10 protein-coding genes and 1 tRNA gene are annotated in these 11,960 nt (G+C 68.3%); all 11 read left to right on the plus strand.

What is annotated here, in order from left to right; all coding sequences use genetic code 11:
* The first annotated feature begins 131 nt into the window (after nucleotides 1-131).
* A complete protein-coding gene (locus RCH21_RS11480) occupies nucleotides 132-827 on the plus strand; it encodes a DedA family protein (protein WP_326964472.1) in 696 nt (231 codons plus the stop codon).
* A gap of 24 nt (nucleotides 828-851) precedes the next feature.
* Nucleotides 852-2,009: an adenosine deaminase gene (locus RCH21_RS11485; protein ID WP_120148332.1), complete on the plus strand. Its 1,158-nt coding sequence runs from the start codon at nucleotides 852-854 to the stop codon at nucleotides 2,007-2,009.
* Nucleotides 2,010-2,029: 20 nt separating this feature from the next.
* Nucleotides 2,030-2,851, plus strand: a complete 822-nt coding sequence (locus RCH21_RS11490) for a MazG nucleotide pyrophosphohydrolase domain-containing protein (protein ID WP_326964473.1) — start codon at nucleotides 2,030-2,032, stop codon at nucleotides 2,849-2,851.
* A gap of 172 nt (nucleotides 2,852-3,023) precedes the next feature.
* The gene (gene eno / locus RCH21_RS11495; RefSeq protein WP_120148331.1) at nucleotides 3,024-4,304 is read left to right on the plus strand and encodes a phosphopyruvate hydratase; all 1,281 of its coding nucleotides are present in this window, start codon (nucleotides 3,024-3,026) and stop codon (nucleotides 4,302-4,304) included.
* A gap of 97 nt (nucleotides 4,305-4,401) precedes the next feature.
* Nucleotides 4,402-5,268 carry a septum formation initiator family protein gene (locus RCH21_RS11500; RefSeq protein WP_326964474.1) on the plus strand — a complete coding sequence of 289 codons (867 nt, stop codon included), beginning with the start codon at nucleotides 4,402-4,404 and terminating at the stop codon, nucleotides 5,266-5,268.
* 85 nt (nucleotides 5,269-5,353) lie between these two features.
* Complete coding sequence (locus RCH21_RS11505) at nucleotides 5,354-6,115, plus strand: DUF501 domain-containing protein (protein WP_326964475.1); 762 nt, start codon at nucleotides 5,354-5,356, stop codon at nucleotides 6,113-6,115.
* Entirely contained in the window at nucleotides 6,112-7,059 is a 948-nt protein-coding gene (locus RCH21_RS11510) for a Ppx/GppA phosphatase family protein (RefSeq protein WP_326964634.1), read from the plus strand. Before RCH21_RS11505 ends, RCH21_RS11510 begins: the two co-directional genes overlap by 4 nt.
* A 4-nt stretch (nucleotides 7,060-7,063) precedes the next feature.
* A complete protein-coding gene (locus RCH21_RS11515) occupies nucleotides 7,064-8,542 on the plus strand; it encodes a S8 family serine peptidase (protein WP_326964476.1) in 1,479 nt (492 codons plus the stop codon).
* A gap of 34 nt (nucleotides 8,543-8,576) precedes the next feature.
* Complete coding sequence (locus tag RCH21_RS11520) at nucleotides 8,577-10,016, plus strand: NAD(P)/FAD-dependent oxidoreductase (protein ID WP_326964477.1); 1,440 nt, start codon at nucleotides 8,577-8,579, stop codon at nucleotides 10,014-10,016.
* A 171-nt stretch (nucleotides 10,017-10,187) separates the two neighbouring features.
* Nucleotides 10,188-10,260: transfer RNA gene (locus tag RCH21_RS11525), tRNA-Leu, on the plus strand.
* Nucleotides 10,261-10,489: 229 nt separating this feature from the next.
* Entirely contained in the window at nucleotides 10,490-11,887 is a 1,398-nt protein-coding gene (locus RCH21_RS11530; RefSeq protein ID WP_326964478.1) for an ABC transporter substrate-binding protein, read from the plus strand.
* Nucleotides 11,888-11,960: the final 73 nt, after the last annotated feature.

Here is an 11,960-nt window from a genome sequence, read left to right on the forward strand (position 1 = left end):
AGGCAGACGCACGGCAGCGAATCGCGGTTCGACCGGAACAGCGGAGACCGGCGTCATGTCCCATCCCGAGGGCCCCGTGCACTGTCCGCCGGAGCGCCGTCGGTGGGGGCGGACGAGCGGAGGAGCTCCGGATGGACGCGATCATCAGTGCAGCCAACGGCATCAGCGACGTCGTTCTCGCTGCAGCCGAGCAGCCCTGGGTGTACCTGCTCGTCCTCGCCTGCTGCGTCCTGGACGGGTTCTTCCCACCGGTCCCCAGCGAGTCCGTCGTCGTAGGTCTCGCCTCCCTCGTCATCACACAGGGCGTGCCGAACCCCTGGCTACTGATCCTTGTCGCAGCACTCGGAGCATTCCTCGGCGACAACATCGCCTTCCGTCTCGGTCGGGGCATCGGCACCACCCGCTTCCGGTGGATGCGCCGCCCTCGCATGCAGCGGTCCTTCACCTGGGCGGGCAAGGAGCTCGCGAGGCGGGCAGCCTCGTTGATCCTGGTGGCGCGGTTCATCCCGATCGGCCGGGTGGCCGTCAACCTCACCGCGGGAGCGACCGGATATTCGCAGCGGCGCTTCGTCGCGCTCACCGCACTGTCCGGAACGGTGTGGGCCGGCTACTCCGTCGGTATCGGCGCAGTCGCAGGCACCTGGTTCCAGCACAACCACCTGCTCGGTGTCGCGGTTGCCATCGCGGTAGCCGTCGTCATCGGGGTGGGTGTGGACCGCGTGATCGTCCTCGTCAGGGGGTCCGCCCCTCTGCGGGCCTCCCGGGATGAGCTCCTCGCGGACGCCCGGGACGAGGCCGAAGCGGTCCTCGAGTCAAGCCCGCGCTGAGGGGCATCGCGTAGGCTGGAAGGCGTGACCCAGACCCAGAACGACGCCGTCTCCGACGCTGCCATCGACATCCAGACCCTTCCGAAGATCTCCCTGCACGACCATCTCGACGGCGGGCTGCGGCCGGCCACGATCCTCGAGCTCGCCGCAGAGATCGGCCACGAACTGCCCGCGTCGGACGCTGAGTCCCTGGGGGCCTGGTTCCGCGAATCGGCGGACTCGGGATCGCTCGTGCGGTACCTCGAGACCTTCGACCACACCATCGCCGTCATGCAGACGCGCGACGGCCTGATCCGTGTCGCCCGCGAGTTCGTCGAGGACCTCGCGCTCGACGGCGTCGTGTACGGGGAGGTCCGCTGGGCTCCGGAGCAGCACACCCAGAAGGGCCTGACCCTGGACGAGGCCGTGGAGGCCGTGCAGGAGGGGCTCGAGGCAGGAGCCGCTGCGGCGATAGCCGCCGGCCGCGTCATCCAGGTGGGGCAACTGATCACCGCGATGCGCCACGCCGACCGCGGCCAGGAGATCGCGGAACTCGCCGTCCGCCACCGCGACACGGGTGCGGTCGGCTTCGACATCGCCGGCGCCGAGAACGGCTTCCTGCCCTCGCGCTTCGCCGACGCCTTCACCTACCTCGCCTCCGAGCAGTTCCCCGTGACCATCCACGCGGGCGAGGCGGCGGGCCTCGACAGCATCCAGGATGCGCTCGTCGCGGGCCGTGCCCTGCGCCTCGGTCACGGTGTCCGCATCGCCGAGGACATCGAGATCGAGGAGTCCGAGGACGAGGAGGCGGCGGACGGCGAGGAGGTCGGCATCGCGAACCTCGGGCGCATCGCCTCGTGGGTCCGCGACCGCGGGATCCCGCTCGAGCTGTGCCCGTCGTCGAACCTGCAGACCGGGGCCATCGAGGCTTTCGGTACCACCATCGACGCGCACCCCTTCGACCTGCTGTACCAGCTGGGCTTCAAGGTCACCGTGAACACCGACAACCGGCTGATGAGCGGCGTGACGCTGACTGGTGAGTTCGAGCTGCTCGTGGACACCTTCGGCTACGACCTCGGGGACGTCCTGGAACTCACGCTCAACGCCGTCGACGCCGCTTTCCTGCCGCTCGAGGACCGCGAGGCGCTCGCCGAGCACATCACGTCGAGTTTCGACAGGGCCGTGCGCCAGGCGTCCGAATAGCGGATGCACGGAGGGGCGCAGTGACGGGTGCAGGGGTTCCACCGTCCGACGCCGTACCCGGGGCGTCCCCGGGTGCGGCAGTGGATCGTCTCGTCGAGGTGGTGGCCCTCCTCCGCAGGCACTGCCCCTGGACGGCGGCACTCGGCCACGCGTCGCTGCTCGAGTACCTGGTGGAGGAGACCTACGAACTCTACGAAGCCGTCGACGACGTCACGCGCGCGGAGCGGCCCTCGCCCGAGCTGCTCGATGAGTTGCGCGGCGAGCTGGGAGACGTGCTCTTCCAGGTAGTGCTCCATGCGCAACTGCAGGCGGAGAAGGAGGTGTTCGACCTGGCCGATGTCGCGGCGGGGCTGACGGAGAAGCTGGTGCGCCGCAATCCGCACGTCTTCTCCCCGGACGGGAACCTGCTGCCGATCTCCTCGGGCTCCGCGGCGTCGACGGACGAGATCGTCGAGACGTGGCACGCCGTCAAGCGCCGGGAGAAGCCCTTGCGCTCTTCACCCTTCGACGGCATCCCGCGTCACCTCCCCGCGCTGGCGCTCGCCGCGAAGACGCTCAAGCGGGCGGGGGAGGGGGCTGCCGACGGAGCCATCGAGAACGCCGGCCTCACCGGACCGATCAACAATGCCGGACCTATGAACAGTGCCGGACCCATGAACAGTGCCGGACGTATCGACGACGCCGGCCCGGCGCACGATTCCCGTCCGGCCGACGACGAGGCGGCGCTCGGAGAAGCCCTGCTGGACCTCACCCGCCGGGCCGTCCATCTCGGGATCGATCCGGAGAGGGCACTGCGCCGGGCCGTGACCGACTACCAGGACCGTGCAGCCGGGAATACGTGATGCGGTGCCACGGCCTCCACGCCGGGGTGACGCCGGTGCGCGTCACACGAAGGGCATGCACCCGACGCGCAGCACCGGCGTGAACTACGCTGGGAGCAACACCTCCGTTGCTCTGACAAAGACGTCCCAACACGATGTGAACCCCTACACTCCAACGAAGAGGAGCAATTCCATGGCCATCATCGATGCCATCCACGCGAGGGAAATCCTCGATTCCCGCGGCAATCCCACGGTCGAGGTCGAGGTCCTGCTCGACGACGACACCTTCGGCCGCGCCGCCGTCCCCTCCGGTGCATCCACTGGCGCCTTCGAGGCAAACGAGCGCCGCGACGGCGAGAAGGACCGCTACCTCGGTAAGGGCGTCCTCCAGGCCGTCGAAGCCGTCATCGAGCAGATCCAGCCCGCGCTCCTCGGCTTCGACGCCGCGGACCAGCGCGCCATCGACCAGGCGATGATCGACCTGGACGGCACCGAGAACAAGTCGAACCTGGGCGCAAACGCCATGCTCGGTGTTTCCCTCGCCATCGCCCGCGCAGCAGCCGAGTCCTCGGCCCTCCCGCTCTACCGCTACCTCGGCGGACCGAACGCGCACGTCCTGCCCGTCCCCCTCATGAACATCCTCAACGGTGGATCACACGCGGACTCCGACGTCGACATCCAGGAATTCATGATCGTGCCGCTCGGCGCGCAGACCTACTCGGAGGGCCTCCGGTGGGGCGTCGAGGTCTACCACGAACTCAAGTCCGTGCTGAAGGAGAAGGGCCTGGCGACGGGCCTCGGCGACGAAGGCGGCTTCGCCCCGAACCTGCCGTCGAACCGCGACGCACTGGACCTCATCACCACCGCCGTCGAGCGCGCCGGATACACGCCGGGAACGGACATCGCGTTCGCACTGGACGTCGCCGCTTCCGAGTTCTACAAGGACGGTGCGTACCAGTTCGAGGGCAAGTCCCTCAGCACCGAGGAGATGAGCGCCTACTACGTGGAGCTCGTCCGCGACTACCCGCTGGTCTCCATCGAGGATCCCCTCGACGAGGAGGACTGGGAGGGCTGGAAGCACCTCACCGACTCGATCGGCGACAAGGTGCAGCTGGTCGGCGACGACCTGTTCGTCACGAACCCGGTGCGCCTCGCCCGGGGCATCCAGAACAACACCGCGAACTCGCTGCTCGTGAAGGTCAACCAGATCGGCACCCTGACCGAGACGCTCGACGCGATCTCGATGGCGCAGCGCGCCGGCTACACGACGATCACCTCGCACCGCTCCGGCGAGACCGAGGACACCACGATCGCCGACATCTGCGTCGCCACCAATGCGGGCCAGATCAAGACAGGCGCGCCCGCCCGTAGCGAGCGTGTCGCCAAGTACAACCAGCTGCTGCGCATCGAGGAGGAGCTCGACGACGCCGCACGCTACGCCGGCCGTGCTGCCTTCCCGCGTTTCACGGCGTAGTTGATCCGCAGTTGATCAGGACGGCAGTTACCCTCGTTATACGGACTTCGCAAGAAGTCCGACGCGAATCTACGCGAAAGAATGAACGAGGAGCTTCATGACTGCCCGCCGCCCCAACGTGCCGCGAGCCGGCCGTCCGACGCCGGCGGCGGAGGAACGGTCGGACGCGGGGACGGCCAACGGCCAGAACCCTGGCCGTGGTTCCCTCGGAGCGGGAACCACGGCCCATGCCGGAGCAGCATCACGGGCAGGTGCCCGCGGGCAGGGCTCCCGATCTGTCCAGCCGCGCGACCCCGGATCCACCCCGCGCAAGCCGGCGACGCCCCGCGCCGCAGGTCCCTCTGCGACGAAGGATCCCCGTGACGCCGGAAGGAGCACTCCCTCCAGGCCGCGCCAGGCCGGAGTAGCGGGAGCACCGGCATCGGCGCGGGCCGGCGCGGGCGCTCCCAGGGCCGCTGCCACGTCGGGTTCGGCGTCAGAGATACGGGCGGCCGAGAGGTCGCAGCTGGCCGGCAGCATTCGCCGCGGGCGGCTCGGGTCACGGCGAGCCGAGTCACCGATCCAGCCTGCCGAGGAAGCGACGCCCATCCCGGCGAAATCCTTCTCGGGACGCCTGCTCGCCCTCGCCGTCGTCCTCATCGCCGTGATCGTGCTCCTGGCGCCGTCCGTGAGCCGCTATGTGCAACAGCAGTCCGAGTTGGACGCCCTGCGCGCGGATATCGCGCGGCAGCAGCAGGAGCAGGCGGACAACCAGTCCGAGCTCGCACGGTGGGATGACCCCGCGTTCGTCAAGCAGCAGGCGCGCGAGCGGATCTTCCTGGTGATGCCGGGCGAGACCCGCTACCTCGTCAAGGGCGGAGCAGGCATCGAGGAGAGCACCGGCGAGGGATCGGCAGCCGAGCCGGCGGACCTGCCGTGGGTGGACTCCCTGTGGAGCTCGGTGGCGCGCGCAGCGACGGACTGAGCGTCAGGAGGCTGTCCCTCCCGGAGCGAGTCGACGGCCTGTCGAGGAACGGACGCCCTCCCAGGGCATCCCAGGAAGGAACAGTGTGACCGAGCAGGACCAGCAGGATGAAGGGGGCAGGCGGCTTCGCCAGGCCCAGGTTTCCAGGATCCCGAGCGAACGCGACCTCGACGTCCTCAGCAGACAGCTCGGACGTCCTGTCCGCGACGTCGTCGAGATCGGCGCGCGATGCGTGTGCGGAAATCCGCTGGTCGCCACGACGGCCCCCCGACTGTCGAACGGCATTCCTTTCCCGACCACGTATTACCTCAGCCACCCGGTCATCACGTCCGCGGTGTCCCGCCTCGAAGCCGACGGCGTCATGACCGAGATGAGCGACCGCCTCACCTCCGACGCCGACCTCTCCGCCGCGTACCGTGCCGCCCACGAGGCGTACCTCGCCGCTCGGGACGCCGTCGGAGAACGGGCAGGGACGGGACACGTTCCGGAGATCGACGGTGTCTCCGCCGGCGGCATGCCGGCGCGGGTCAAGTGCCTCCACGTGCTGGTGGGACATGCCCTCGCAGCCGGACCGGGCGTCAACCCGCTGGGCGACGAGGCGATCGATCGGATAGCGCCGTGGTGGACGCTCGAGCGCTGCTATTGCGAAGGTGCCTGGGACACCACGGGCCAGGCACCCGACGCCGACCTCAGCAGGCATACCCTGACCCAGGGCCTGAGCTCCGAAGACCTCGCGGCGAAGCGCGAAGCCAGGAGGCGCGGCGCAGCAGCGGGTGATCCGGCAGCCGATGCCGGGCCTGCGAACCCTCCGAAACCCCTTCACACCGCACCCAGCGAGGAGATCTGATGCGCACAGCTGCCATCGACTGCGGCACCAATTCCATCCGCCTCCTGATCGCGGACATCGAGGACGGTGTCCTCACCGACGTCGTGCGACTCATGCGCGTGGTGCGCCTCGGCGAAGGCGTCGACGCGACCGGGCGCCTGTCGGAGGCGGCACTCGGACGTACCTTCGCGGCAGCCGAGGAGTACGCCGCGCTCATCGAGCAGCACGGTGCCCCGCCCGTCCGTTTCGTGGCGACGTCGGCATCGCGCGACGCCGAGAACCGCAAGGTCTTCGTCGACGGTATCCGGGCGCGCCTCGGAGTCGAGCCCGAGGTCGTCTCCGGTGACGAGGAGGCGCGTCTCTCCTTCGATGGAGCGGTCAGCGTCCTCGCAACGGCCGACGACGAGACCGTCCTGGTGATCGACCTCGGTGGTGGCAGCACGGAGTTCGTGGCGGGCACCACCGAGGGCCTGATCGCCGCCCGGAGCACCGACATGGGCTGCGTCCGCTACACGGAGCGTTTCCTTCAGGACGACCCGCCGAGCCCGGCGCAGATCGAGGCCATGACCGCTGAGGTGGGGCGGCTCATGGACGAGGCCGCGGCCGAGGTCCCACTGGAGCGGATCACGAAGATCGTCGGTGTCGCGGGAAGTGTGACGACCGTGACGGCGCACGCCCTCCACCTGCCCGGCTACGACCCCGACAGGATCCACGGGGCCGAGCTGACCACCGACGCCATCTTGGCAGCGGCGTCGGACCTCCTGCACCTGTCACGCGACGCGCGGGCGGCGCTGCCCTACATGCACCCCGGACGCGTCGATGTCATCGGTGCGGGCGCCCTCATCTGGATGTCCATCGTCGAGCGCGTCACCGCCGTGACCTCCGGACGCGTCGCCACAGCCATCGCGAGCGAGCACGACATCCTCGACGGCATAGCGCTGAGCCTCGCGGAGCGGGACGGGTGAGCTGATGCGCACCCGAACGCGGCTGGCCATCCGGGCGGCAGCGGCCGTCGTCGTGGTCCCGGCCGTGCTGTTTCCTGGCGCAGTTCCGGCCTCCGCCGACGACATGCGGGCCAAGGAGTACTGGCTCGAGGATTACGGCATCGCCGAAGCATGGAAGAGCACGCAGGGCGAGGGCGTCACCGTGGCCGTGATCGACAGTGGGGTCGACGGCACGCATCCCGACCTCGCGGGGGCCGTCGTCGGGGGCACCGATGCCTCGGGCGCGGGCGATCCGGACGGACAGCGTGGTATCGGCGAGGTGCCGGGCCACGGGACCCTGGTCAGCACCCTGCTCGCCGGGCGAGGGCACAGCGACGAGCCCGAGGCGCCCGGAGCCGGCCCCGGATCGACGTCCGAACCCAGCCGTGCCGGCACCGGCAAGGCGACGCCGCCGGCAAAGCCGACGCCGAAGCCGGAACCGTTCAGCCAGTACGGCGACGGTCCGGACGGGATCGTCGGCGTGGCGCCGGAGGCCGATCTCCTCGCGGTCTCCGTATGGATCGAGGGGCAGAGCAGTGGCCCGAATCCCGCCGGTATCCCGGTCGATCAGCAGGTGCCGAACGCCGTCCGTTGGGCCGTGGACAACGGAGCCGACGTCATCAACATGTCGCTCGGCAGCACCAGCACCGCATGGCCCGAGAGCTGGGACGAGGCCTTCCTGTATGCCGAGCAGAACGACGTCGTCATCATCGCCGCCGCGGGCAACCGTGCCGGTGGCCTGACGCAGGTCGGAGCGCCCGCCACCATTCCCGGCGTCCTCGCCGTCGCCGGACTCGACAGGGCGGGCCGCGCGAGTACGGAAGCGTCCTCCGAGGGCATCAGCATCGCTGTCGCCGCGCCGTCGGAGAACCTCGTCGGAGGACTTCCCGGCGGCTTCTACGCCGACTGGTCCGGGACCTCGGGCGCTGCTCCCCTCGTGTCCGGCGTCGCCGCCCTCATCAGGTCCCGGTATCCGGACCTGTCGGCGGCGGAGGTCGTCAACCGCATCGTCGACACGGCGAAGGACGCCGGCGAGCCGGGATTCGACACCCTGTACGGCTTCGGCGTCTTGGACGTGGCTGCCGCCGTCGGTAAGGACATCACGGTGCCGCAGGAGAACCGCCTCGGCAGCATGGAGGAGTGGATCCAGGTCTACCGGCGTGGCGGGCAGGTCCCGGCGCCGCAGCCCGCCCCTCCGAGCGAGGTACCGGTGGAGGTCCTTCCTCCGCCGCCGGCACCCGAGGCCGAGGATCCACTCCAGTCGGTGCATGACGTCCCGGCTCTGGTGGTGCTCGGATTCGGCGGCCTGATGCTTGCCGTCATCGCAGGTGGAGCCCTGCACGTAGCGCGGGTCCGGGGACGTCCGGCAGTGGTTCCGGAGGACGATACCGGCACCATCGAACGCGTTCCGGACGCGGGGGGCGAGCAGTCGTCACGAGGTGTTCCCGGAGCGCCCCCGAGCTAGTGAAGATTTTCACAAACTCCGGTAACATCGAGGAATGGCATCGAATCCACATTTCTCCGACCGCCCGCGCGTCCTCGTCGTCGGCGGCGGTTACGTCGGCCTCTACGTCGCGCACAGGCTTCAGAAGCAGATCAAGGACCACGGTGGCATCGTTACCCTGGTCGATCCCCTGCCCTACATGACGTACCAGCCCTTTCTCCCCGAGGTCGCCGCCGGAAGCATCGAGGCGCGCCACGCGATCGTGTCCCACCGCAAGCACCTGCGGAAGACCGAGCTGATCTCGGGCAAGGTCACGTCGATCGACCACGCCGGCCGCACCGCAACGATCGCTCCGACAGGCGAGGGTGAGCCCTTCGAGCTCGCGTACACCGATGTCGTCGTCGCAGCAGGGTCCATCACGCGTACATTCCCGATCGAGGGTCTCAAGGACCAGGGCATCGGCCTGAAGACCATCGAGGAAGCGGTGGCGCTACGCAACCGGATGTTCGAGCGCATCGAGACCGCCTCCGTCATGCCCGAGGGTCCCGAGCGCGACCGTGCCCTGACCTTCGTCGTCGTCGGCGGCGGTTTCGCCGGTATCGAGACCATCACCGAGATGGAGGACGCTGCCCGCGAGGCCGTCAAGGCGAACAGCCGCCTCAGCCGCTCCGACCTGCGCTTCGTCCTCGTCGAGGCCATGGGACGCATCATGCCGGAGGTCACGGCCAAGCAGGCCGAGTGGGTCGTCGGACACCTCCGGTCACGCCAGATCGAGGTCCTGCTCAACACCTCGCTGTCCAGCGCCGTCGACGGCACACTCAAGCTCATCAACATGCCGGACAAGACGCCGGCCGACGAGTTCACCACTGACACCCTCATCTGGACCGCAGGCGTCCAGGCCAACCCCGTGGTCCGTTCCACGGATTTCCCGGTCGATGAGCGCGGCCGCGTCCGCGCCTCGTCCGAACTGCGCATCACGGGCGATGACGGACCCATCGACCATGCCTGGACCGCTGGTGACGTGGCAGCCGTTCCCGACCTGACCGGTGGGGGAGTGGGCGGCTTCTGCGTACCCAACGCCCAGCACGCCGTGCGCCAGGCGAAGCTGCTCGCAGCCAATATCCTCGCCTCCAACCACGGCATCGGTGAGGTCAAGGAATACCGCCACACCAACCTGGGCGCCGTCGCCGGCTTCGGCCAGTTCAAGGGTGTCGCGAACATCATGGGCTTCGGGATGAAGGGCTTCCCGGCCTGGCTCGCGCACCGTGGATACCACGGCTTCGCGATGCCCATGTACGAGCGGAAGGCGCGCGTCATCATCAACTGGAGCATGAGCTTCCTCTTCGGCCGCGACCTCGCCCCGATCTCCGACCTCCAGGAGCCGAGGCGCCAGTTCCGCGAGGCGGCCACGCCGTCGCCGAGGAAGGACACGGCGCTGCAGAGCCAGCCGCCGACACCTGCGGGCCAGGCTTCAGCGGCGAAGGCTTCCGCCTGACGCACCAGTTCCACTCGAGCGCATGAACGACGGCGGCCACCTTCGGGGGGTCGCCGTCGCTCTGCGTCTGCCGGTTCGAGGATTCGTGTTTCCCGGAAAATCCTCCGGCATCCCTCCACGTTCACGTCGTCGGGTCGCCTTCCTGTCCGGGGTAGGCTGATGCCGCGGCCGGCCCCAGTAGCCCAATGGCAGAGGCACCAGACTTAAAATCTGTTCAGTCAGGGTTCGAGTCCCTGCTGGGGCACCCTCATCGGCAGGATCGCGCTTGCATCCCGCATCCAGGGGTCGAGAGAAGATGCCCCGAACTGCATCCACTGTCAAGAGTGCTTTTGGCCGCCTGTGATGAGCGTTACAAGGATGTAACCCGATTCCCTTATCTCAGACACAAATTTCGATTAGCTTTTCTACAAGCCAGGAACACCTGGCAATCGCATCAAAGGCAGCAAGAGCCTTTCGGTCGAGGAGACTAATTGATGATTGCAACACGCAACTCCGCGCGGTTCGGCATCGGGGAGAATGCCCCGCGCACGGCGAAGGTCGCTGCCCTGAGCCTGGGTATCGCGCTCTTTGCCTCAGGCTGCGGCGGCGGCGGAACCACGGGTTCCGAGGGCGACGGTGCCGACACCGAGACCAGCGCTGCTGCTGCTACGTCGGCGCTGGCGTGCCCCGAGAGCGAAGGCGGCACCGGCGAGGAGCAGGGCGAGAAGGGTGATCCTGCCGCCGTCCCGGCCGCTACGACAACCAGCCCGGAGCCCCTCAAGATCGGCTCCATCCTGCCGACCACCGGCACCCTCGCGTTCCTCGGCCCGCCAGAAATCGCAGGCGTCAACCTCGCTGTCCAGGAAATCAACGAGGCCGGCGGCGTCCTCGGACAGGACATCACGATCACCCACCGCGACTCCGGTGACACAACGACCGACATCGCGACCCAGTCCGTCGGAGACCTGCTGTCACAGAATGTCAGCGCAATCGTCGGTGCCGCATCGTCGGGTGTCTCGAAGACCGTCATCAACCAGATCACTGGCGCGGGCGTCGTGCAGTTCTCGCCGGCCAACACGGCAGCTGAGTTCACCACCTGGGATGACAAGGGACTGTACTTCCGCACCGCTCCCTCTGATGTTCTGCAGGGCCGTACGCTCGGCAACTACATCATGACCTGTGGCGCGCAGACGGTAGGCATGATCACCCTGAACGACGCCTACGGAACCGGTCTGCAGGGCACTATTCAGGAGACCGTCGAGTCAGCGGGTGGCCAGGTCGTTGCCAATGAGATGTTCAATACGGGTGACTCGCAGTTCTCGAGCCAGGTGGATGCAATCGCAGCCGCCAAGCCCGATGCGGTCGTCCTGATCAGCTTCGACGAGGCCAAGAGCATCGTCCCGCTGCTGGTCGCCAAGGGTATCGATGCCAGCACCCTCTTCATGGTGGACGGCAACACGTCCGACTACAGCAAGGACCTCGAACCGGGAACACTCGAAGGAGCCCAGGGCACCATCCCCGGCCCCTTCACGGGCACCGGCTTCCAGGAAGCCCTCGCGACGGTCGACCCCGCCCTGAACAGTTTCGCCTACTCCGGTGAAAGCTATGACGCCGTCAACCTCATCTCGCTGGCGTCCGAAGCCGCGGGGAGTGTCGAGGGCACCGAGATCGCCAAGCAGCTCGAGGCCGTGTCGAAGGAAGGCACCGAGTGCTTCGACTTCGCGGGCTGCGTCACGCTCCTGCGCGAAGGCGAAGACATCGACTACCAGGGGGTGTCCGGTCCCGTGACCTTCGATGAGAATGGTGACCCGACCGAGGCCGCCATCGGTATCTACAAGTACGACGCCGACAACAAGCCCCAGCCGAGCCGTTCCGAGGTCGGAAAGCTCTAGGGCACACGTCGGGGCTCCGCCCCGGTAGGTAGCACAAGCACAAGGAGGCCCCAGCCGCCCTTCCCCTCGGAAG

The sequence above is a fragment of the Arthrobacter sp. PL16 genome (assembly GCF_035985055.1).
In the GTDB taxonomy this organism is placed as follows: domain Bacteria; phylum Actinomycetota; class Actinomycetes; order Actinomycetales; family Micrococcaceae; genus Arthrobacter_D; species Arthrobacter_D cheniae.

Coding starts and splice junctions, on each gene's coding strand:
- RCH21_RS11480 (WP_326964472.1), top strand. CDS start 132: ATGGACGCGATCATCAGTGCAGCCAACGGCATCAGCGACGTCGTTCTC.
- eno (WP_120148331.1), top strand. CDS start 3,024: ATGGCCATCATCGATGCCATCCACGCGAGGGAAATCCTCGATTCCCGC.
- RCH21_RS11500 (WP_326964474.1), top strand. CDS start 4,402: ATGACTGCCCGCCGCCCCAACGTGCCGCGAGCCGGCCGTCCGACGCCG.
- RCH21_RS11515 (WP_326964476.1), top strand. CDS start 7,064: ATGCGCACCCGAACGCGGCTGGCCATCCGGGCGGCAGCGGCCGTCGTC.
- RCH21_RS11520 (WP_326964477.1), top strand. CDS start 8,577: ATGGCATCGAATCCACATTTCTCCGACCGCCCGCGCGTCCTCGTCGTC.
- RCH21_RS11530 (WP_326964478.1), top strand. CDS start 10,490: ATGATTGCAACACGCAACTCCGCGCGGTTCGGCATCGGGGAGAATGCC.